General features: G+C 55.3%; 21 protein-coding genes. 11 read left to right on the forward strand and 10 right to left on the reverse strand.

What is annotated here, in order from left to right:
* The first annotated feature begins 30 nt into the window (after positions 1-30).
* Positions 31-1,338: a rhodanese-like domain-containing protein gene (locus AB6731_RS06940; protein ID WP_371006079.1), complete on the forward strand. Its 1,308-nt coding sequence runs from the start codon at positions 31-33 to the stop codon at positions 1,336-1,338.
* Here AB6731_RS06940 and AB6731_RS06945 read toward each other — a convergent pair.
* Positions 1,335-1,952: a CDP-alcohol phosphatidyltransferase family protein gene (locus tag AB6731_RS06945; RefSeq protein WP_371006080.1), complete on the reverse strand. Its 618-nt coding sequence runs from the start codon at positions 1,950-1,952 to the stop codon at positions 1,335-1,337. The two genes, AB6731_RS06940 and AB6731_RS06945, sit on opposite strands and share 4 nt — an antisense overlap.
* Positions 1,945-2,514: a carboxymuconolactone decarboxylase family protein gene (locus tag AB6731_RS06950; RefSeq protein ID WP_032677957.1), complete on the reverse strand. Its 570-nt coding sequence runs from the start codon at positions 2,512-2,514 to the stop codon at positions 1,945-1,947. Before AB6731_RS06950 ends, AB6731_RS06945 begins: the two co-directional genes overlap by 8 nt.
* Positions 2,515-2,589: 75 nt before the next feature.
* Here AB6731_RS06950 and AB6731_RS06955 point away from each other — a divergent pair, with 75 nt between their 5' ends.
* Positions 2,590-3,006, forward strand: coding sequence for a pyrimidine (deoxy)nucleoside triphosphate diphosphatase (locus tag AB6731_RS06955; RefSeq protein ID WP_025204417.1), 417 nt, complete (start codon positions 2,590-2,592; stop codon positions 3,004-3,006).
* On the opposite strand, the gene AB6731_RS06960 is transcribed toward AB6731_RS06955, so the two are convergent.
* The gene (locus AB6731_RS06960) at positions 2,966-3,238 is read right to left on the reverse strand and encodes a YnjH family protein (RefSeq protein ID WP_014169653.1); all 273 of its coding nucleotides are present in this window, start codon (positions 3,236-3,238) and stop codon (positions 2,966-2,968) included. The two genes, AB6731_RS06955 and AB6731_RS06960, sit on opposite strands and share 41 nt — an antisense overlap.
* 228 nt (positions 3,239-3,466) lie before the next feature.
* On the opposite strand from AB6731_RS06960, the gene gdhA reads away from it, so the two are divergent.
* Positions 3,467-4,810: an NADP-specific glutamate dehydrogenase gene (gdhA, locus tag AB6731_RS06965; RefSeq protein ID WP_279260632.1), complete on the forward strand. Its 1,344-nt coding sequence runs from the start codon at positions 3,467-3,469 to the stop codon at positions 4,808-4,810.
* Between the two features lie 49 nt (positions 4,811-4,859).
* On the opposite strand, the gene AB6731_RS06970 is transcribed toward gdhA, so the two are convergent.
* The 3 genes from AB6731_RS06970 to AB6731_RS06980 all read right to left on the reverse strand — a co-directional run bounded on the left by AB6731_RS06970 (position 4,860) and on the right by AB6731_RS06980 (position 8,483).
* Positions 4,860-6,767: a DNA topoisomerase III gene (locus AB6731_RS06970; protein ID WP_025204419.1), complete on the reverse strand. Its 1,908-nt coding sequence runs from the start codon at positions 6,765-6,767 to the stop codon at positions 4,860-4,862.
* Positions 6,768-6,771: 4 nt separating this feature from the next.
* Positions 6,772-7,815 carry a selenide, water dikinase SelD gene (selD, locus tag AB6731_RS06975; RefSeq protein ID WP_020884436.1) on the reverse strand — a complete coding sequence of 348 codons (1,044 nt, stop codon included), beginning with the start codon at positions 7,813-7,815 and terminating at the stop codon, positions 6,772-6,774.
* Between the two features lie 116 nt (positions 7,816-7,931).
* A complete protein-coding gene (locus AB6731_RS06980; RefSeq protein ID WP_014169648.1) occupies positions 7,932-8,483 on the reverse strand; it encodes an NAD(P)H nitroreductase in 552 nt (183 codons plus the stop codon).
* 167 nt (positions 8,484-8,650) lie between these two features.
* On the opposite strand from AB6731_RS06980, the gene sppA reads away from it, so the two are divergent.
* The 4 genes from sppA to AB6731_RS07000 all read left to right on the forward strand — a co-directional run bounded on the left by sppA (position 8,651) and on the right by AB6731_RS07000 (position 13,668).
* A complete protein-coding gene (gene sppA, locus AB6731_RS06985) occupies positions 8,651-10,507 on the forward strand; it encodes a signal peptide peptidase SppA (protein ID WP_277492293.1) in 1,857 nt (618 codons plus the stop codon).
* A gap of 63 nt (positions 10,508-10,570) precedes the next feature.
* On the forward strand, positions 10,571-11,587 hold the full coding sequence (gene ansA / locus AB6731_RS06990) for an asparaginase (protein WP_020884438.1): 1,017 nt from the start codon (positions 10,571-10,573) through the stop codon (positions 11,585-11,587).
* 9 nt (positions 11,588-11,596) lie between these two features.
* Positions 11,597-12,238, forward strand: a complete 642-nt coding sequence (gene pncA, locus AB6731_RS06995) for a bifunctional nicotinamidase/pyrazinamidase (protein WP_032681225.1) — start codon at positions 11,597-11,599, stop codon at positions 12,236-12,238.
* A 170-nt stretch (positions 12,239-12,408) separates the two neighbouring features.
* Positions 12,409-13,668, forward strand: a complete 1,260-nt coding sequence (locus tag AB6731_RS07000; protein WP_063214570.1) for a glycoside hydrolase family 18 protein — start codon at positions 12,409-12,411, stop codon at positions 13,666-13,668.
* Positions 13,669-13,723: 55 nt separating this feature from the next.
* On the opposite strand, the gene AB6731_RS07005 is transcribed toward AB6731_RS07000, so the two are convergent.
* Together AB6731_RS07005 and msrB are read right to left on the reverse strand one after the other, a co-directional pair.
* On the reverse strand, positions 13,724-13,987 hold the full coding sequence (locus tag AB6731_RS07005) for a YeaC family protein (RefSeq protein ID WP_153852331.1): 264 nt from the start codon (positions 13,985-13,987) through the stop codon (positions 13,724-13,726).
* 56 nt (positions 13,988-14,043) lie between these two features.
* Positions 14,044-14,457: a peptide-methionine (R)-S-oxide reductase MsrB gene (msrB, locus tag AB6731_RS07010; RefSeq protein ID WP_020884441.1), complete on the reverse strand. Its 414-nt coding sequence runs from the start codon at positions 14,455-14,457 to the stop codon at positions 14,044-14,046.
* A gap of 341 nt (positions 14,458-14,798) precedes the next feature.
* Between msrB and gapA the strand changes: the two genes are divergently transcribed.
* On the forward strand, positions 14,799-15,794 hold the full coding sequence (gene gapA / locus AB6731_RS07015) for a glyceraldehyde-3-phosphate dehydrogenase (protein WP_020884442.1): 996 nt from the start codon (positions 14,799-14,801) through the stop codon (positions 15,792-15,794).
* A 74-nt stretch (positions 15,795-15,868) separates the two neighbouring features.
* Positions 15,869-16,753 carry a D-hexose-6-phosphate mutarotase gene (locus AB6731_RS07020; protein ID WP_371006082.1) on the forward strand — a complete coding sequence of 295 codons (885 nt, stop codon included), beginning with the start codon at positions 15,869-15,871 and terminating at the stop codon, positions 16,751-16,753.
* Between the two features lie 47 nt (positions 16,754-16,800).
* On the opposite strand, the gene AB6731_RS07025 is transcribed toward AB6731_RS07020, so the two are convergent.
* Together AB6731_RS07025 and AB6731_RS07030 are read right to left on the reverse strand one after the other, a co-directional pair.
* Positions 16,801-17,655: an aldo/keto reductase gene (locus AB6731_RS07025; RefSeq protein ID WP_371006083.1), complete on the reverse strand. Its 855-nt coding sequence runs from the start codon at positions 17,653-17,655 to the stop codon at positions 16,801-16,803.
* 91 nt (positions 17,656-17,746) lie between these two features.
* Positions 17,747-18,496 carry a MipA/OmpV family protein gene (locus AB6731_RS07030; protein ID WP_014169638.1) on the reverse strand — a complete coding sequence of 250 codons (750 nt, stop codon included), beginning with the start codon at positions 18,494-18,496 and terminating at the stop codon, positions 17,747-17,749.
* A gap of 432 nt (positions 18,497-18,928) precedes the next feature.
* Here AB6731_RS07030 and yeaG point away from each other — a divergent pair, with 432 nt between their 5' ends.
* Positions 18,929-20,863 (forward strand): protein kinase YeaG, encoded by a 1,935-nt coding sequence (gene yeaG / locus AB6731_RS07035; protein WP_014169637.1) that lies wholly within the window; start codon positions 18,929-18,931, stop codon positions 20,861-20,863.
* A gap of 99 nt (positions 20,864-20,962) precedes the next feature.
* Positions 20,963-22,246, forward strand: coding sequence for a YeaH/YhbH family protein (locus tag AB6731_RS07040; protein WP_040017223.1), 1,284 nt, complete (start codon positions 20,963-20,965; stop codon positions 22,244-22,246).
* Positions 22,247-22,261 lie beyond the last annotated feature (15 nt).

The raw sequence follows: 22,261 nt of genomic DNA on the forward strand, positions 1-22,261 counted from the left end.
CCCCCTCTTTTACTGACGTCAGGTTATTCGATGAAACGTGTTTCTCAACTGACCGCGCTGGCCATGCTGTGCGGCCTCGCTTCATTTTCCTCTCTGGCTGCTGATAAGCCGCACGCCATGACGCTGTCTCAACTTCAGGCACAACACGGCGCGGTGATCGACACCCGCGCCAGCGCGTTTTACAACGGCTGGCCGCAAACGCTGAGCGCGCCCTCCGGGCATGAGCCCGCCGCACTTAACCTTTCCGCCTCCTGGCTTGGCGCGATGAGCGATGACCAGATTACCGTCTGGGCCAGACAGCACCAGCTTACGCCGGCCATGACGATCGCGCTCTACGGCCGCGACGCCGATAATCAGGCGGTCAAAGCGCGGCTGGAAAAAGCCGGCTACCACCAGATTTCCGTGCTCAACGATGCCCTGCAGGTACCTGAGCGTCTGCAGCGTTTGCCGCACTTTGAACAACTCGTCTACCCGGAGTGGATCCACCAGCTTCAGCAGGGTAAACCCGTCGCTGCTGCGCCAACGGGCGACTGGAAAGTCATTGAAGCCGCATGGGGTGCGCCGAAGTTTTATCTGCTGAACCATATTCCCGGTGCCGGCTACATTGATACCAACGAAGTGGAAAGCGAACCGCTGTGGAATAAAGTTTCTGACGACACGCTAAAAGCGATGCTGGCGAAGCACGGGATCCGTCACGATACGACCGTCATTCTGTATGGCCGTGACGTATATGCCGCCGCCCGCGTGGCGCAGATCATGCTGTATGCGGGCGTGAAGGACGTCCGCATTCTTGATGGCGGCTGGAAAGCCTGGTCTGACGCGGGTCTGCCGGTTGAACGGGGAATGCCCAAAGACGTGAAGCCCGCCCCCGATTTTGGTGCACCGATCCCTGGCCAGCCGCAGTTGATGGTGGATATGGCGCAAGCACGCGGGATGCTGCATCGCCAGGACGCGTCGCTGGTCAGCATTCGTTCCTGGCCGGAGTTCATCGGCGAAACCAGCGGCTACAGCTACATCAAGCCAAAAGGTGAAATTGCCGGTGCCCGCTGGGGTCATGCCGGTAGCGACGCCACCCATATGGAAGATTTCCATAATCCGGATGGCACCATGCGCAGCGCTGACGACATCGCCGCCATGTGGAAAACCTGGAACATCCTGCCGGAACAGCACGTCGCGTTTTACTGCGGCACCGGCTGGCGTGCGTCCGAGACGTTTATGTACGCACGGGCGATGGGCTGGAAAAATGTCGCCGTCTATGACGGCGGCTGGTACGAGTGGAGCAGTCATCCACAGAACCCCGTCTCCAGCGGAAAACGCGGGCCAGAAAGTTCACGCTAACGGGTAAGTGACTTAAGCGTCACGTACCCGCTCCAGATGCGCGTTGTGGTGGTCAGCCAGCACAACGCGCCAAATATCCACGCCAGCACGCTGAAGTGCGCCGGAAAGAGGCAGCACAGCACAAACAGCGCGATCGTCTCCGTCCCCTCCGTTAACCCACCAATATAGTAAAACGACTTATGCGCGTAGCCGGGGTTGTCGATGTCGTGTTTCGCTGCCAGCGCGGCAAATGCCAGAAAACTGCTCCCGGTACCGATAAAGGCAAACAACAGCCAGCCAGCGGCAAGCGCATTCTCTGCGGGGGCCGCCAGCGCGAATCCGAAGGGAACCAGCGCGTAAAACAGAAAATCGAGGGCGATATCAAGAAAGCCTCCCGCATCCGTCAGCCCGCGCTGGCGCGCCAGCGCACCGTCCAGACCATCCAGCAGGCGATTCAGCACGATGGCGACGAGCGCCGCCGGATACCAGCCGAGGGCCAGAAACGGTAAGGCCAGCACGCCTATGGCAAACCCGGTCAGGGTTAATCCGTCAGGCGTAATCCCCGGCTTATCCACTACTGACACCAGTCTGTTGAGCGTGGGTTTAATCCGCGGGTGCAGATGACGATCAAGCATGGGGATCCTCTTTAAACGTGGCACATAACCCCTGCGCCGGGATGTCCAGCGCGGCATTAAAGCGTGCAGAGAGATTCTGAAACGCAATCAGCGCCGTCATTTCGGCGATCGCGTCCTCGCTGAAATGGCGTGTGATCTCACTTTTGATTTCGTCATCCACACGGGGCGGCGTCGCGGTGACAGCCTCGGCATAGGCCAGCGCTGCACGCTCCTCTTCGCTAAAAAGAGCGGAATCACGCCACGCGTTGACGGCCTGAACCTTATCCAATGCGCCCGATCGCTCCGCCAGGCGCAAACTGTTGGCATCGATACAAAAAGCGCAGTGACAAAGCTGCGATACCCGGGTCATTAACAGCGAACGGAGCACCGGCGACAGGCGCGCGTGACGACGTTCGAGAAAACCGACGAACAATGCCACCAGCCAGAAAAGACGTGGCATCCTTCCCCACCAGCGCGTGGGGTTAAGCACGGCACCAAAGTGTTTTTTCTGCATGGCGGCAATCGGTTTTATGCTGACCGGAAGGGTGGCGATGGGATCTACCCAGGTGGACGTCTCTTTCACCTGATTCTCCTGATGGCTGGACTCTTAGAAAGGGCACGATAATATGGTGTTTTTCGCTAACAAGTATTGACGACCATGCTAAAAACAGTCGATGTCGTTGCGGCAATCATCGAAAAAGACAACAAAATTTTACTGGCCCAGCGTCCGGCTCATGCCGACCAGCCGGGCATGTGGGAATTCGCAGGCGGAAAAGTAGAAGCCGGTGAGACGCAGCCCGAGGCGCTTGTCCGGGAGCTTCACGAAGAGCTCGGCATCCACGCGCAGCCTGGTGAGTATGTGGCAAGCCATCAGCGTGAGGTGTCACAGCGGTTAATCAACCTTCACGCCTGGCACGTTCCGGCGTTCAGCGGCGCGCTGACGGCGCATTACCACAGTGCGCTGGTGTGGTGTACGCCCGAAGACGCATTTGGTTTCAACTTAGCGCCTGCGGACATCCCACTGCTGGAGGCATTTATTGTTTTACGCGACGCCAGACCAGCGGATTCGTGCTAATGGTGCGTTCATCACGCTGGCACTGCAACAGAATGCCGTCCGCTTTTACCACCGCCCCTTCCGAATAGTTCTGATCCTGATAGATGCAGCACTGGTTACACGGCTGCGCTCGCTGGCCGCTGGAGCTGAACACCTCCGGCGGCACATTCACGTCCACATCCGGGCGAATGCGGTCTGCCTGCGCGCCTGCGGTAAACATCAAACATAACGCGGCTATCACGTAACGGTTCATAGACTTATCTTCCTGTTGTGCCCTGATAAAGACTATAACGGTAAACCGGCGCAGAACCTTTAATTTATCTCGTCATCGCTTTTGGTTATGACGCAGCCCCACTGATTAATTTCCCTTTCGGCATGCATTTCTGCTTGCTTCACAAAGCGGTACGGATGGTATAGTCAAAAAAACAACACAATTCGTATAAGCAATATACATAAAATAATATAAGGGGTTCTTATATCTATGGATCAGACACGCTCTCTGGAAGCTTTCCTCTCTTATGTTCAACAGCGCGACCCGCATCAAAGTGAGTTTGCGCAGGCCGTACGTGAAGTCATGACCACGTTGTGGCCGTTCCTTGAAGAAAACCCGCGTTATCGCCAGATGTCACTGCTTGAGCGCCTCGTGGAGCCGGAGCGCGTGATCCAGTTTCGCGTGACCTGGGTAGATGATCGTAATCAGGTCCAGGTTAACCGCGCGTGGCGCGTGCAGTTTAATTCCGCCATCGGCCCGTTTAAGGGCGGGATGCGTTTCCATCCTTCCGTGAATCTGTCGATTTTAAAATTCCTCGGCTTTGAGCAGACGTTTAAAAACGCCCTTACGACCCTGCCCATGGGCGGCGGGAAAGGCGGCAGCGATTTCGATCCAAAAGGCAAAAGCGAAAGTGAAGTGATGCGTTTCTGTCAGGCGCTGATGACCGAACTCTATCGTCATCTTGGTCCCGATACTGACGTTCCGGCGGGCGATATCGGCGTCGGTGCGCGTGAAGTGGGCTTTATGGCCGGCATGATGAAAAAGCTTTCGAATAACAGCGCCTGTGTCTTTACGGGCAAAGGGCTCTCCTTTGGCGGTAGCCTGATCCGTCCGGAAGCCACCGGCTACGGGCTGGTCTATTTTACCGAGGCGATGCTGAAGCGCCACGGCTTAGGGTTTGAAGGTATGCGCGTGGCGGTGTCCGGCTCCGGTAACGTGGCCCAGTACGCCATTGAGAAAGCAATGCAGTTTGGTGCCCGCGTGGTTACCGCGTCAGATTCACGCGGTACCGTGGTGGATGAAGCCGGTTTTACGGCCGAGAAGCTGGCACGCCTGTGCGACATTAAAGCCAGCCGCGACGGCCGTCTGGCGGATTATGCCCGTGAATTTGGTCTGACCTGGCTCGAAGGCAAACAACCGTGGGGCGTGCCGGTTGATATCGCCCTGCCATGTGCGACCCAGAACGAACTGGATACCGAGGCCGCACGTACCCTGATTACCAACGGCGTGAAGGCCGTGGCCGAAGGGGCGAATATGCCAACCACCATCGAAGCGACCGATCTGTTCCTTGAGGCCGGCGTGCTGTTTGCGCCGGGCAAAGCCGCGAACGCCGGCGGCGTGGCGACCTCTGGCCTGGAGATGGCGCAAAACGCCGCGCGCCTCGGCTGGAAGGCAGAAAAAGTGGATGCGCGTCTGCACCACATTATGCTGGATATTCACCACGCCTGCGTCGAGTACGGCGGTGAGGCATCGCAAACCAACTACGTGCGTGGCGCAAATATCGCCGGGTTCGTGAAGGTCGCGGATGCGATGATTGGACAAGGGGTTATCTAAGCACGCTGTCGCCCTTTCCCGTCGGGAGAGGGCAACAGCCGAAAGCACATCAGGCTGCGCTTTTTTTCTTTTTGAACGGTTTCTTCGGCGCACCACCCGGTGCAACCATCCCCCGGAACTGCTTCACCGGCGTATTCCGCGCCTGGTTAATCAGCTCGTACAAGGTCCCCACCAGCGGCTGCATAAAGTCCTGATAGCGACACTGCTTTTCACTGATTTGCGTCAGCACAGATTCCCAGTGTGCCGTCATGTCCGGCCTTGCGGCCAGCTCAGGCAGCGAGTGGATCAATGCGCGCCCCGGTTCAGTCGAGTGGATATAGCGCCCTTTTTTCTCCAGAAAACCGCGCTTAAACAGCAACTCGATAATGCCCGCACGGGTCGCTTCCGTGCCCAGTCCGTCGGTAGCACGCAAGATCTTCTTCAGATCCTTATCCTGAACAAAACGGGCGATCCCGGTCATTGCCGAGAGCAGTGTCGCATCGGTGAAGTGGCGCGGCGGTTGGGTCTGGCGTTCAACCACTTCGCCTTTCTCACACAGCAGCTCGTCATCTTTGGCAACCACCGGCAGCGGCGTGCCGTCATTCTCTTCGTCACGCTCTTTGTTGCCAAGCAGCGTGCGCCAGCCAGCCTCCGCCAGGAAACGCGCCTTGGCGATAAATTTCCCTTTGGCAATTTCCAGCTCAATCACGCATTTGCGGAACACGGCGTCCGGGCAGAACTGCATCAGATACTGACGAGCCACCAGGTTATACACCTTCGCTTCGTTTTCCGTGAGGTTAACGTTGCTGGCGCGCGCCGTCGGGATAATCGCATGGTGGGCATCCACCTTTTTATCATCCCAGCAGCGGTTATGAATGTCCGGATTCACAACCGGTTGCGGCAGCAGATCCGGCGCGTGAACGGCAATGGCGTTCATCACCGAGTGACGGCCGGCAAAGTGCTCTTCCGGCAGATACCGGCTGTCCGAACGCGGATAGGTAATGAGCTTGTGGGTTTCGTAGAGCTTCTGGCAGATATCAAGGACGTTCTGCGCGCTCAGACCGAAGCGTTTCGCCGCTTCAATCTGCAGCGCGGAAAGCGAGAACGGCAGCGGCGCGGGTTCTGATTCCCGTTTATCGTTATAGCTGGTGACAATAGCAGGCTGACCGGTAATCCGGTTGACCACGTGCTCCGCCAGCGGACGGTGCAGCAACCGCCCCTCTTCATCCTGATACGATTCGCAAGCATCGCTTGGCTGCCAGACGGCGGTAAAGCGCTCGTCTTTCGGCGTGACGATATGCGCTTTAACCTCAAAGAAATCTTTGGCGACGAAATTCTCAATCTCTTCGTCACGACGCACCACCAGCCCCAGCACCGGCGTTTGCACACGCCCGACGGAGAGGACGCCCTGATAACCGGCATTACGCCCCAGGATGGTGTAGGCGCGGGTCATGTTGATCCCGTAAAGCCAGTCCGCTCGAGCGCGGGCCAGCGCGGAAACGCACAGCGGAATAAACTCGCTGTTCGCGCGCAGACGTGAAATGGCCCGCTCCACGGCCTGCGGATTGAGGTCGTTAATCAGGCAGCGCTGGACCTGCTGGCGTTTTTCCGGCGCCAGCTCCAGATAGTCCAGCACCTCATCCACCAGCAGTTGCCCTTCCCTGTCCGGGTCACCTGCGTGGATGACTTCCGTCGCGTCATGCAAAAAACGTTTAATCACGTTGAGCTGTTTGGTGACGGAAGGCCGTGGCTGCAGGCGCCATTTATCAGGGACGATGGGCAGGTCATTGAGGTTCCAGCGGGCATAGCGGCTGTCGTAGACATCCGGCTGCGCCTGCTCAAGCAGGTGACCGATACACCAGGTGACCACCTGCCCGTTACCGCATTCGATAAAGCCGTCGCCCTTGCGATGCGGCTTCGGCAGCACATCGGCAATGGCACGGGCCAGGCTCGGCTTTTCGGCAATAAACAACCGCATTGAATTAACGGATCTCAATCATCGGTCGGCCACCGCGCGCGGTCACCAGTTCACCGATCGCCGTCAGGGTAATACCAAACTCTGCGGCCGTCGCCTGAACGTCGGCTTCAGCGTCTGGCGTGACCGCCAGCAGCAAACCACCGGACGTTTGCGGATCGCACAGCAGATTGCGCCACGCTTCAGGCATTTCGCCCATCAGATGACCATAGCTGGCAAAGTTACGCTGGGTACCGCCCGGAACGGCGCCCGCTGCAATGTACTCCTCCACACCCGGCAGCTTCGGCACGTCCTGATACCAGACCTGCGCCTGTACGCCCGCGCCCTGACACACTTCGGAGAGGTGTCCGAGAAGGCCAAAACCGGTCACGTCGGTCATGGCTTTCACGCCGTCGATATTCGCAAAGGCCGCACCCGCGAGGTTCATCTGGCACATGACCTCGGTTGCCAGCCCCTGGTGTTCCGGCTTCAGCAGCGATTTTTTCTCCGCAGTAGTGAGGACACCAATGCCCAGCGGTTTGGTGAGGAACAGCTTGCAGCCCGCCTGCGCGGTGCTGTTGCGTTTCACGCGCTCGGTGGGCACCACGCCCGTGACCGCGAGACCGAAGATCGGCTCCGGCGCATCGATAGAATGCCCCCCGGCCAGCGCGATCCCCGCCTGCTGGCAGGCAAAACGTCCCCCTTCGATCACCTCACGGGCAATTTCAGGGGCAAGGGTGTTAATCGGCCAGCCCAGAATGGCAATCGCCATAATCGGTTTGCCCCCCATGGCGAAAATATCGCTGATGGCGTTGGTGGCCGCAATACGCCCGAAATCGAACGGGTTGTCGACAATCGGCATAAAGAAGTCGGTGGTACTGATAATGCTGGTGCCGTTACCCAGGTCATAAACTGCCGCATCGTCACGCGTTTCGTTACCGACAAGCAGGTTCGGGTCGACAAACTTCGCCTGTTCACTGTGGAGAATGGTCTCCAGCACTTTCGGGGAAATTTTACAACCGCAACCGGCTCCGTGGCTGTATTGCGTTAAACGAATGGTTTGCTCGCTCATGGACGTCTCCTGTCATCTCAATCGCGCTATGGTAGCGCTCATTCCATAAAGAGGTAAGTATGACTGTCTGAATTCTGCGGCAGATGCTCAGAATCCAGACAGTTTAGCGCGCGTTATCAGAAACGGCTGACGAAAGGCGTGGTGTCCGGCACATTAATGGTGGCGGAGGCTTTAAGCTGAGGCGTGCCGAGATAGAGGAAACCGACAATTTTATCATGTTCGCCACAGGCGAATCCGTCGCGAACCGGCTGGCTGTTGGTCAGCGGCCCTGTGCGCCAGATACCGTTAAACCCTTGTGCCACGGCGGCCATTTGCATTGCCATGACGGCACAGCCGGCAGACATTTCCTGCTCCCAGACCGGCACTTTGTGGTCGGCCTGACATTTCGCCACGACAGCGATGATCATCGGCGCACGGAATGGCGCACTGCGGGCTTTCTCAATACCCTTCTCATCCTGACCTGCGGCAACCGCCCCCTGCTCCAGTATCTGACTGAAACGATCGCGGCCTTCACCTTCAATCACAAAGAAGTGCCATGGCTGCAGCGTACCATGATCCGGTGCACGCAGGCCGGCACGCAGAATATTCTCCAGTTGCTCCCCTGCCGGCGCCGGCTCGGTGAGACGTGAAGCGCTACGGCGGTTAACAAGCAGTTCAAGTGCGTCCATTGGTTAACTCCTTTCTTGAAATTTACTCACAAAATTAACACGGCGGCAGATTTTGTTACAGCGTAGCAGGCGATTCCTGCTGACAAGTGACGGTTGGGTCATTACGATAACCGCACATTGCCGTCCCGTGGCGACGGAAACAGTCATTTTCTGGTTAGGGAGAATACATGCGAACCCTTTGGCGAATCATTGCCGGTTTCTTTAAATGGACGTGGCGACTGCTCAACTTCGTCCGCAACCTGGTGATGAATATCTTCTTCATCCTCCTGGTTCTGGTTTGCGCAGGCGTCTGGATGCATATCAGCAACGCAAATCAGGCGCAGCATTCGACTCGCGGGGCGCTGTTACTTGATATCACGGGCGTCATCGTCGATAAGCCGTCCACCAGCAATCGTCTGGGCGTTATTGGCCGTCAGCTGTTTGGCGCGACATCAGACCGTCTTCAGGAAAACTCCCTGTTCGATATCGTCGATACCATTCGTCAGGCAAAAGACGACCGCAACATTACCGGCATCGTGCTGGATCTGAAAGATTTTGCCGGCGGCGACCAGCCTTCGATGCAATACATTGGTAAAGCGCTGCGCGAATTCCGTGACAGCGGCAAGCCGGTGATTGCGGTCGGGGACAGCTACAGCCAGGGGCAGTATTATCTGGCCAGCTTCGCCAACAAAATCTGGCTCTCCCCGCAGGGTACGGTCGATCTGCATGGCTTTGCCACTAACGGTCTGTATTACAAATCGCTGCTCGACAAACTGAAAGTCACCACCCACGTCTTCCGCGTCGGAACCTATAAATCCGCCGTGGAGCCGTTTATTCGTGATGATATGTCCCCTGCGGCCCGTGAAGCGGACAGCCGCTGGATTGGTGAGCTGTGGCAGAACTATCTGAGCACCGTGGCCGCTAACCGCCAGATAACCGCTGAACAGGTGTTCCCTGGCGCGCAGGGCGTGCTGGAGGGCCTGCGCAAGGTTGATGGTGATACCGCAAAATATGCGCTGGATAACAAACTGGTCGATGCGCTGGGCACCAGCGCGGATATCGAAAAATCACTGAGCAAACAGTTTGGCTGGAGCAAAGAGGATAAAAACTTCAGCGCTATCAGCATGTACGATTATGCGACCAAAAAGCCGGATGACAGCGGTGACAGCGTCGCGGTGGTCTTTGCTAATGGTGCCATCATGGACGGCGAGGAAACGCCGGGTAACGTGGGCGGTGATACCACCGCATCGCAAATCCGTGATGCTCGCCTTGATCCGAAAGTGAAGGCGATTGTACTGCGCGTAAACAGCCCTGGCGGCAGCGTCAGCGCTTCTGAAGTGATCCGCGCTGAACTTGCCGCGGCACGTGCAGCCGGCAAGCCGGTAGTGGTGTCGATGGGTGGAATGGCGGCATCGGGCGGTTACTGGATTTCAACCCCGGCTAACTACATCGTCGCCAACCCGAGCACGCTGACCGGCTCGATTGGCATCTTTGGGGTGATTAACACCGTGGAAAACAGCCTGGATTATCTGGGCGTCCATACCGATGGCGTTGCCACTTCACCGCTGGCGGATGTGTCGGTCACCAAATCGCTGCCGCCTGAAGTCTCTGAGATGATGCAGCTCAGTATCGAGAACGGCTACAAGCGCTTTATTACGCTGGTGGCAGAGTCCCGTAAAAAGACACCGCAACAGATCGACGACATTGCGCAGGGCCACGTCTGGACCGGCCAGGATGCTAAGAATAATGGTCTGGTAGACAGCCTGGGCGACTTTGATGACGCGGTGAAGAAAGCCGCCGAGCTGGCGAAGCTCAAGCAGTGGCATGTTGAGTATTACCAGGACGAGCCGTCGTTCTTTGACCTGGTGATGAACAGCATGTCCGGCTCCGTGCGCGCCATGTTGCCTGAGGCGCTGCAGGCGTATCTGCCTGCGCCAGTCGCGACGGCGGCTAAAGCGATGAAAGCGGAAAGCGACAAACTGGCGGTCTTTAACGATCCACAAAGCCGTTACGCGTTTTGTCTGACCTGCGCAAACGTCCGTTAAACACCGTCCCCTCTTCCCGTGAAGAGGGGATTTTTTTCTTTTGAAGAACAAGAACTCACTACCATGCAGAAGAAATCGATTTATGTAGCCTACACTGGCGGTACCATCGGTATGCAGCGCTCTGAAAACGGCTATATCCCGGTCTCCGGCCACCTTCAGCGCCAGCTCGCGCTGATGCCTGAATTCCACCGTCCTGAAATGCCTGACTTCACCATTCACGAATACGAGCCGCTGATGGACTCCTCCGATATGACGCCGGAAGACTGGCAGCATATCGCGGACGACATTAAAGCCCATTACGACCAGTACGACGGCTTTGTGATCCTACATGGTACCGACACGATGGCGTTTACCGCCTCGGCACTCTCCTTCATGCTGGAGAATCTGGGTAAGCCTGTCATCGTCACCGGCTCGCAAATTCCGCTGGCGGAGCTGCGTTCTGACGGGCAGATCAACCTGCTCAACTCCCTGTATGTGGCAGCGAATTACCCGATTAACGAAGTGTCGCTGTTCTTCAACAACCGACTGTATCGCGGCAACCGGACCACGAAGGCGCACGCCGATGGTTTTGACGCTTTCGCCTCACCGAACCTGCAGCCGCTGCTGGAGGCGGGCATCCATATTCGTCGTCTGGGCACCCCGCCTGCGCCGAGCACGGCAGGCGAACTGATTGTTCATCCGATCACGCCGCAACCGATTGGCGTGGTAACGATTTACCCGGGTATCTCTGCAGATGTGGTGCGTAACTTCCTGCGCCAGCCGGTGAAAGCGCTGATCCTGCGCTCTTACGGCGTGGGCAATGCCCCGCAGAACGGCGAGTTTCTGAAAGAGCTGCAGGAAGCGAGCGAGCGCGGGATCGTGGTGGTTAACCTGACGCAATGCATGTCCGGTAAAGTCAACATGGGCGGTTACGCCACCGGTAACGCCCTCGCGCATGCAGGCGTTATCAGCGGATTCGATATGACCGTTGAAGCCACGCTGACTAAACTTCACTATTTACTGAGTCAGGATCTGGACATTCAGTCCATCCGCAGCGCGATGATGCAAAACCTGCGCGGCGAACTGACGCCGGACGAATAAGGAGGCACCATGACGCAACGCGCCCTGTTACTGGTCGATTTGCAAAATGATTTCTGTGCGGGCGGCGCACTGGCCGTCGCTGAAGGTGACAGCACCGTAGACGTGGCGAATACGCTGATTGAGTGGTGCAAAACGCGAGGTGAGGCAGTTGTCGCAAGCCAGGACTGGCACCCGGCTGACCACGGCAGTTTTGCCAGCCAGCACGGCGTTGAGCCCTTCACTCAGGGTGAACTTGACGGCCTGGCACAAACCTTCTGGCCGGATCACTGCGTGCAACAGACGGAAGGTGCGCAGCTGCATCCGCTGCTGAATCAGAAGGCCATCGACGCGGTGTTTCATAAAGGGGAAAACCCGTCTATCGACAGCTACAGCGCCTTCTTTGATAACGGGCATCGCCAGAAAACGGCGCTGGACGGGTGGTTACGCCATCACGAAATCACCGAACTGATTGTGCTGGGTCTGGCGACGGATTACTGCGTGAAGTTCACCGTGCTGGACGCCCTCCAGCTAGGCTATACCGTCAGCGTCATCACCGACGGCTGTCGTGGGGTGAACATTCAGGCGCAGGACAGCGCCCAGGCGTTTATGGATATGGCCGCGGAAGGCGCCACCCTGTATACCCTGGAAGACTGGCTGGAAACGCACGCCTGACCTTCTCGCCGGGCAAGCCACAGTGCTGCCCGGCACGCCCCGTCTCATTCCCCATAAAGTGAACTCCCTCGCATCACCAGCGAAGCGGCAATGCTATTCTCTTCAGGCTGTTTTTTCGCCACGCCTTTTCCGTGGCGTGGTTATTTTTGTTAAGTCAAAGAGGAACTTGTATGAAACGTTTGCCTTTGCTGGCAGCATTACCCCTGCTTTGCGCGTCAGTTGCTTCCGCCACTCCCCTGATGTCTGTGGGATATTTTAATGGCGGTGGCGATGTCACCGCCGGTCCCGGTGGTGATATCAATACGCTCGACGTTCGTCAGATTACCCACCTGAACTACTCATTTGGTCTGGTCTATAACGATGAGAAAGACGAAACCCATGCTGCGCTGAAAGATCCGGCGAAACTTCATCAGATCTGGCTGTCGCCAAAAGTCGCCGCCGATCTGGCGCTAATCCCGACGCTGCGTAAGCAAAATCCAAACCTGAAAGTGCTACTCTCCGTGGGCGGATGGGGTGCGCGTGGCTTCTCCGGCGCAGCCGCGACCCAAGAGAGCCGTGCGGTGTTTATCCGCTCGGCTCAGGAGATTGTCGAAAAATATGCACTCGACGGCATCGATCTTGACTGGGAATACCCGGTAAATGGCGCATGGGGACTGGTGGCCAGCACGCCAGCCGATCGCGATAACTTCACCGCACTGCTGAAAGAATTGCGCACCGCCTTCGGCCATAAAAAGCTGGTCACCATCGCGGTGGGGGCAAATGCAGAAAGTCCGAAAAGCTGGGTGGATGTAAAGGCCATTGCCCCGCTGCTCGACTACATCAACCTGATGACCTACGACATGGCGTATGGCACACAGTATTTCAACGCCAATCTGTATGACTCCAGCGACTGGCCAACGGTGGCCGCCGCAGACAAATACAGCGTGGATTTTGTGGTGAACAACTATCTGGCGGCCGGGCTGAAGCCGCAGCAGATGAACCTCGGGATTGGTTTTTACGGCCGCGTGCCGAAACGCGCCGTGGAGCCCGGTATTGACTGGACAAAACCCGATGCGCAAAACCATCCGGTGACCCAGCCCTACTTTGGGCCTCAGGAGACCGGCTTGTTCGCGTCACTGGGTTACGACCTGACCAAAGATACGTATGTGAAGTACAACGATATTGTGAAAAAGCTCTTAAACGATCCGCAGAAGCGTTTTACCGAACACTGGGACGAACGGGCGCAAGTGCCGTGGCTTTCAGTGAATGCGGCGGACGGCAAGGCGCTGTTTGCCCTTTCCTATGAGAACCCGCGTTCCGTCGCCATCAAAGCGGATTACATCAAGGAGAAAGGTCTCGCCGGGGCGATGTTCTGGGAGTACGGCGCGGATGACAATAACCAGTTAGCGAAACAGCTGGCGGAGTCGCTGGGAATTAAACCCAAAGAGTAAGGTAAGCACGCCCTCTCTCCAGAGAGAGGGCGCTGGCAGGACTGCCGCCCCACCGTTACTGCATTTTTATCGTCGCGATCGGCTTTGGCGTGATACCAAAGTCCTCTTTCAGCTCGCGCTTGCTCTTCATCACCATCTGGCCTTGAGTGTCGATAGTCATGTGTTGCGCGTCGGTATTGTTACGCGCCTGCCAGAGCATCACCAGTTGCAGACTGTTCTCTTTTTGCTCCGGCGTGAGCGCGACACCGTCCGGCCATTTTCCCAGTTCAACAGCAGTCACCAGGCGTTGATACACCTCCGGCGTCATACCGCTAATCATGTCATCAATATTCACGATCTCTCCCTTTCAAAGGAATAATTTGCTGAATCGTTTTTTCAACCTTTGATCTGGTCACCGTTTTCATCATCGGTGAAGCTCATCGACGCTGAATTCACACAGAAACGCTCACCCGTCGGCTGAGGACCATCCGGGAAGACGTGTCCAAGGTGAGCGTCACAGGTTCCGCAACGAATTTCAGTACGCACCATGCCGTGCGACGTGTCACTCAGGTAGCGGATCGCATCGTCGCTGACCGGCTCATAAAAGCTTGGCCAGCCACAGCCAGAATCGAACTTCGTTTGGGAATTGAACAACGGGGCATCACATACCAGACAGTGGTAGACACCGTCGCGCTTGTTGTGCAGTAAACGGCCGGTAAAAGGCGGTTCGGTTCCGTGATTTTGCGTCACGTAAAACTGCATTTCGGTGAGGTTTTTTTTCAAATCGTCAGGGTTACGTTGGTTCGACATATGCTTACATCTCGCTGTAGAAACAGACACCTTTTAACCCGGATTCTAACAAAACATTAACACCCTTGCGTGCACTTTTGTTCTAAACTTATGTGTCGCGAAAAGGCGGTCAGGCAATTGTGATCATATTCACATTTTTATCCTGCGAGGACTTTAAAATGCCGCGCGCAGCCCCCATGTGGTTGCTAGCTCAAAGGGAAAGTGAGGCGAGTCAGTCGCACAAACGTTAGTCACAGGATTGATTTGTCGCAATGATTGACACGATTCCGCTTGACGCTGCGTAAGGTTTTTGTAATTTTACAGGCAACCTTTTATTCACTAACAAATAGCTGGTGGAATATATGACTATCAAAGTAGGTATCAACGGTTTTGGCCGTATCGGCCGTATTGTTTTCCGTGCTGCTCAGAAACGTTCTGACATCGAAATCGTTGGTATCAACGATCTCCTGGACGCTGAATACATGGCGTACATGCTGAAGTACGACTCAACTCACGGTCGTTTCGACGGCACCGTTGAAGTGAAAGACGGCCACCTGGTTGTTAATGGCAAAACCATCCGCGTTACTGCTGAGAAAGACCCAGCTAACCTGAAATGGAACGAAATCGGTGTTGATGTTGTAGCTGAAGCTACCGGTATCTTCCTGACCGACGAAACTGCGCGTAAACACATCACCGCGGGTGCGAAAAAAGTTGTTCTGACCGGTCCTTCTAAAGACAACACCCCAATGTTCGTTCGTGGTGCAAACTTCGAAACTTACGCTGGCCAGGACATCGTTTCTAACGCATCCTGCACCACCAACTGCCTGGCACCGCTGGCTAAAGTAATCAACGACAACTTCGGCATCGTCGAAGGTCTGATGACTACCGTTCACGCGACCACAGCGACTCAGAAAACTGTTGACGGCCCGTCTCACAAAGACTGGCGTGGCGGCCGTGGCGCGGCTCAGAACATCATCCCATCCTCTACCGGTGCAGCTAAAGCTGTAGGTAAAGTACTGCCAGAACTGAATGGCAAACTGACTGGTATGGCGTTCCGCGTTCCAACTCCTAACGTATCCGTTGTTGACCTGACCGTTCGTCTGGAAAAAGCTGCTTCTTATGAAGAAATTAAGAAAGCAATCAAAGCTGCTTCCGAAGGCGCAATGAAAGGCGTTCTGGGCTACACCGAAGACGACGTTGTATCTACCGATTTCAACGGCGAAGTGTGCACTTCCGTGTTCGATGCTAAAGCGGGTATCGCACTGAACGACAACTTCGTGAAACTGGTTTCCTGGTACGACAACGAAACCGGCTACTCTAACAAAGTACTGGACCTGATCGCTCACATCTCCAAATAAGTTGAGATGAGTGCTTGATCCAAAAAGGCGACTTCGGTCGCCTTTTTTATTGTTTTTAGACAGAGGATTGCTTAATGATTAATAAAATTTTTGCACTTCCGGTAGTCGAACAACTTACCCCTGTGCTCTCCCGCCGCCAGATTGATGGTGCGGATATCATCGTCGTTGACCACCCGCGCGTAAAAGCCTCCGTGGCGCTGAACGGCGCACACCTGCTCTCCTGGAAACCTGAAGGCGAAACGGAAGCACTGTGGCTGAGCGACGCGACTTCCTTTAAAAAAGGGGATGCGATTCGCGGCGGCGTGCCTATTTGCTGGCCATGGTTTGGTCCTTCCGCTGAGAAAGGCCTGCCTTCTCACGGTTTTGCCCGTAACCAGCAGTGGACGCTGAAAGCGCACAATGAAGACGATAACGGTGCGGTACTGACCTTTGAGCTGCAGGCGAATGATGAAACCCGCGCCCTGTGGCCGCACGATTTCACCCTATACGCACGCTTCAAGCTGGGCAAAACCTGCGAAATCGGACTGGAAGCGCACGGTGAATTTGAAACCACCTCCGCCCTGCACACCTATTTCAACGTTGGTGACATCAGCGCCGTGAAGGTGAGCGGCCTTGGCGATACCTTTATCGACAAAGTGGATAACGCGAAAGAAGGAAAACTGAGCGACGGCATTCAGACGTTCCCGGACCGTACTGACCGCGTTTACCTGCATCCGGAAGCGTGCAACGTGATCCACGACAGCGCCCTGAACCGTGGTATCGAAGTGGTACACCACCATCACAGCAACGTGGTGGGCTGGAACCCGGGCCCGGCACTTTCTGTCAGTATGGCCGACGTGCCTGATGACGGTTACAAAACCTTCGTCTGTGTGGAAACGGCGTGCGTCACTGCGCCACAAAAAACCAGCGAAGAAAAACCGTCTCGCTTAGGGCAGACAATCAGTATTGTGAAGCGCTAATACGCTACCGCCCCTCTTCCTGTAAAGGAGAGGGGCATGCGTCAGGATTAAACGACATCCAGCGGGAGTTTATGGGTGGGTGGCGGGAAAGCATTATCCAGTTTGTGACGTTCTTCCGCGGTGAGGGTTATCTCCAGCGCTCCAGCGTTGGCGTTAACATGCTCAATCGAGGCCGCTTTTGGTATGGCAATAACACCCTGATGGCGGATAACCCACGCCAGCAGAATTTGGGCGGCAGTGGCGCGGTGGTTATGCGCGATGGCATTCACGACCGGATGGTTCATCAGCCCCGAACACAGGCGCCCGGCCTGAGCCAGCGGGCAGTAAGCCATCACCGGCATCGCCTGTTGCTGACACCAGGGAAGCAGATCAAATTCAATTCCCCGTGACGCCAGATGATAAAGCACCTGATTAGTGGCACAGGCGGAACCGCCCTCTTCACGCCACAGCGCCTGCATATCTTCATAATCCAGGTTTGAGACGCCCCAGCGGCCAATTTTTCCCTGCTGCTGGAGTCTTTCCATCAGCGTAATGGTTTCATCCAGGCCATAGTTACCGCGCCAGTGCAGAAGGTAGAGATCGATATGGTCTGTTCCGAGACGTCGCAGACTGGCATCACACGCCGCCTGGCCTTTCTGACCGCCAGCGTTCCACGGGTAGACTTTTGATACCAGAAAAACGTTGTCGCGCTGGCCCTTAATGGCCTCCCCGACCACCTCTTCCGCTCCGCCTTCGGCATACATTTCAGCGGTATCAATTAACGTTAACCCCAGATCAATGCCCGCCCGCAGTGCATTCACTTCGGATTTACGCTGGCTGGCTTTTTCTCCCATATACCAGGTACCCTGTCCAATAGCCGGAAGTGGACGCCCTGCGGAAAAGATCACGGTTTTTACGCTCATATCATCCCCTCTTTTTCGTTGCACCACACCAATGCAAACGGGGCGCAAGCGCCCCGTTTTGATGCAATGATTGCACTATTTTAATGCACAATCAGAACTTGTAGGACACACCGACTGAGAATATGCCCGCCCAGGACTTATCAACCATCGGGCTGTCTTTCACTTCATCGCTCAGACGCTCATAGCGCCCGGTACCGTAGACGTTCCAGTCACCGAGGAAGTTATAGCTCGCCGTCAGCTCAAGGTACGGATCCCAGCCGTCGTCCGCACTGTAGCTCTTCAGACCGCTACGACGGGATTCGTTCTTAGAAACACCATAGTAGTAGTCGTTGTAGTTCTCACTGTTATATTGTACACCGATACCCGGGGTTAGCGTTAACGCACCGTTGGTGTAGCGATAGAGCCAGGCCAGATCCCAGATAAAACCGTTGCTGTTATCCAGCGTATCCCCCGCAAGTGCGGTACGCAGGAAGCCATATTCGGTGTTATGCACATAAGAGAGTCCCGCCATCATGGTGCTCTTACGCTTGTCGAGCTGGCGAAGCGCATGGCTGTCGCTGTCACCCGGCTTGAAGTGCGTAGGATCGTAGTAAGCCATGATGGAGAGCTTGTCGGCCGTATCATTCCAGAGATAGTAGCCACCGCCCAGACCGCGGAACCAGAAGTTATCGCCTTCATAGGTGACAACCGGAACTGGATAAACATCACGATCATACTGTTTGTATGGGCTGTTAATCACACCAACGCCCGCGCCAACAGTCCACTGACTTTCCGCCGCCTGTGCGGTGCTAACAGCGGTTGCGGCAAGTACGCCCAATGCCAGAAGTTTGAGTTTGGTCACAATCCATTCTTTCCTGTAGTCAAATAATCAGCGAGAGAAGTTTAACCGCCATTGTCGTACATCCCAAAATTTTTTGCCTGCTAATCAGTCTGATTAACCCGTTATTTTCAACTTTTCAGGTGACAGCCTGCTTTCATTTATATGACTACTGAATGAAAAACGTGCTTTTACCCTAAAACAGCAGGGGAAATTTTTGGATGAGTTATTGATATGTCATTGAAATTAGATTTTATCGGCATGCAAGTTTTGCAAATGCCATCTACGCTTTAAATTAAGAAGAGTTTTTTCTGAACACCCTGCGGTTCTTAGCGTCTGACCTGGCACACAGGTTGCTGCTCTGGCAGTGAGGTGCGAGAGATTCTCTTCCGGGAGCCTCCACTACTCATACGAACGGCTCTTATCCTGTGCTAAAAAACGAAAGGACGGCATGCCATGAATATATTCGATCACTATCGCCAGCGTTATGAAGCTGCCAAGGACGAAGAGTTCACACTGCAGGAGTTTCTTACCATTTGTCGGCAAGATCGCAGTGCCTATGCCAATGCGGCAGAACGGCTATTAATGGCTATTGGTGAGCCAAACATGGTTGATACTGCCTTGGAACCTCGGCTTTCCCGTCTCTTTTCGAATCGGGTGGTCGCCCGATACCCGGCGTTTGAAGAGTTCTATGGTATGGAAGATGCCATCGAACAGATTGTCTCCTACCTGAAGCATGCCGCCCAGGGTCTGGAAGAGAAGAAACAGATCCTTTATTTACTCGGCCCTGTGGGTGGGGGTAAATCATCACTGGCTGAACGTCTGAAATCACTGATGCAGCGCGTCCCTATCTATGTGCTGAGCGCTAACGGTGAACGCAGCCCGGTGAATGACCATCCGCTGTGCCTGTTTAATCCGCAGGAAGATGCGCAAATTCTGGATAAAGAGTTTGGTATTCCACGGCGCTATCTTGGCACCATCATGTCGCCATGGGCGGCAAAACGCCTGCACGAGTTTGGTGGGGATATCACCAAATTCCGCGTCGTCAAGGTGTGGCCATCCATTCTGGAACAGATTGCTATCGCCAAAACTGAACCGGGGGATGAGAACAACCAGGATATCTCCGCCCTGGTGGGTAAAGTCGATATTCGTAAGCTGGAAAACTACGCGCAAAACGACCCGGATGCCTACGGTTACTCGGGTGCGCTGTGCCGCGCCAACCAGGGGATTATGGAGTTCGTCGAGATGTTTAAAGCACCGATTAAAGTGCTGCATCCGCTGCTGACGGCCACCCAGGAAGGGAACTACAACGGTACGGAAGGTATTTCCGCCCTGCCGTTTAACGGCATTATCCTCGCGCACTCAAACGAATCTGAGTGGGTCTCCTTCCGTAATAACAAAAACAATGAGGCGTTCCTTGACCGTGTCTACATCGTCAAAGTGCCTTATTGCCTGCGGATCTCCGAAGAGATCAAAATTTACGAGAAACTGCTTAACCACAGTGAGCTGGTACACGCACCTTGCGCACCAGGCACTCTGGAAACGCTGTCACGCTTCTCCATTCTTTCGCGCCTGAAAGAGCCGGAAAACTCCAGCATCTACTCGAAAATGCGTGTTTATGACGGGGAAAGCCTGAAAGATACCGACCCGAAAGCGAAGTCTTATCAGGAATACCGCGACTACGCCGGTGTGGACGAAGGGATGAACGGTCTGTCCACGCGTTTCGCCTTTAAGATCCTCTCCCGCGTGTTTAACTTCGACCATGCGGAAGTGGCGGCCAACCCGGTTCATCTGTTCTACGTGCTGGAGCAGCAAATTGAACGCGAGCAGTTCCCGCAGGAACAGGCTGAACGCTACCTTGAGTTCCTGAAAGGCTACCTGATCCCGAAATATGCGGAGTTCATCGGCAAAGAGATCCAGACCGCCTACCTGGAGTCTTATTCAGAGTACGGGCAGAACATTTTTGACCGTTATGTCACCTATGCTGACTTCTGGATCCAGGATCAGGAGTACCGCGACCCGGATACCGGCCAGCTGTTCGACCGGGAATCCCTGAACGCAGAGCTGGAAAAAATCGAGAAGCCGGCCGGGATCAGTAACCCGAAAGACTTCCGTAACGAGATTGTGAACTTCGTCCTGCGCGCCAGAGCGCATAACAACGGACGTAATCCAAACTGGACCAGCTACGAGAAACTGCGCACGGTAATCGAGAAGAAAATGTTCTCCAATACCGAAGAGCTGTTGCCGGTGATTTCGTTTAACACCAAAACGTCAACCGATGAGCAGAAAAAGCACGACGATTTTGTCGACCGTATGATGGAGAAAGGCTACACCCGCAAACAGGTTCGCCTGCTCTGCGAATGGTATCTGCGCGTACGTAAATCGTCTTAATACAAGTACAAGTGCCCGGTAGCGCATACGCCTGCCGGGCTACAAAAATGTCCGGCACGTCCGGACACTGCAAGTTGGCAAATGCAGTACGGGGGATATATGACCTGGTTTATTGACCGTCGTCTTAACGGCAAAAACAAGAGCACGGTAAATCGCCAGCGCTTCTTGCGCCGTTATAAAGCGCAAATTAAACAGTCGATCTCCGAGGCCATCAATAAACGCTCGGTGACCGACGTCGACAGCGGCGAATCTGTCTCCATCCCCACCGATGACATCAGCGAACCGATGTTTCATCAGGGACGTGGCGGCCTGCGCCATCGCGTACACCCAGGTAATGACCACTTCGTGCAGAACGACAGAATCGAGCGCCCGCAAGGCGGCGGGGGCGGTTCAGGAAGCGGTCAGGGACAGGCCAGCCAGGACGGTGAAGGACAGGATGAGTTTGTCTTCCAGATTTCAAAAGATGAGTATCTCGACCTGCTGTTTGAGGATCTGGCGCTGCCGAATCTGAAAAAGAACCAGCATCGTCAGCTTAACGAGTACAAAACACATCGCGCGGGATATACCGCAAACGGCGTGCCCGCCAACATCAGCGTGGTCCGTTCGCTGCAGAACTCTCTGGCGCGACGCACGGCCATGACGGCAGGTAAACGGCGCGAACTCCGCGAGCTGGAGAGCAACCTGAAGGTGGTGGAAAATACTGAACCGGCACAACTGCTGGAAGAGGAACGCCTGCGCAAAGAGATAGCCGAACTCCGGGCTAAAATAGACCGGGTACCGTTTATCGACACCTTCGACCTGCGCTACAAAAATTACGAAAAACGCCCCGAACCGTCGAGCCAGGCAGTCATGTTCTGTCTGATGGATGTCTCCGGCTCGATGGACCAGGCCACCAAGGATATGGCGAAGCGTTTTTATATCCTGCTCTATCTGTTCCTGAGCAGAACCTATAAGAACGTGGAAGTGGTCTATATTCGCCACCACACTCAGGCGAAAGAGGTGGATGAACATGAGTTCTTCTACTCGCAGGAGACCGGTGGCACCATCGTGTCGAGCGCTCTGAAACTGATGGATGAAGTGGTGAAAGAGCGTTACGACCCTGCGCAGTGGAACATCTATGCCGCGCAGGCATCAGATGGCGATAACTGGGCAGATGACTCCCCGCTGTGTCACGATATTCTGGCGAAGAAAATTCTGCCGGTGGTGCGTTACTACAGCTATATCGAAATTACCCGCCGTGCTCACCAGACGCTGTGGCGTGAGTATGAACATCTGCAATCGATGTTCGATAACTTTGCCATGCAGCATATCCGCGATCAGGATGATATCTATCCGGTGTTCAGGGAACTGTTCCATAAACAGTCAGCCAACAGCAATGCCTGACCCAACAGCCAGCGA

It is taken from the genome of Enterobacter sp. RCC_40 (assembly GCF_041360735.1).
GTDB classification, from domain to species: Bacteria; Pseudomonadota; Gammaproteobacteria; order Enterobacterales; family Enterobacteriaceae; genus Enterobacter; species Enterobacter ludwigii.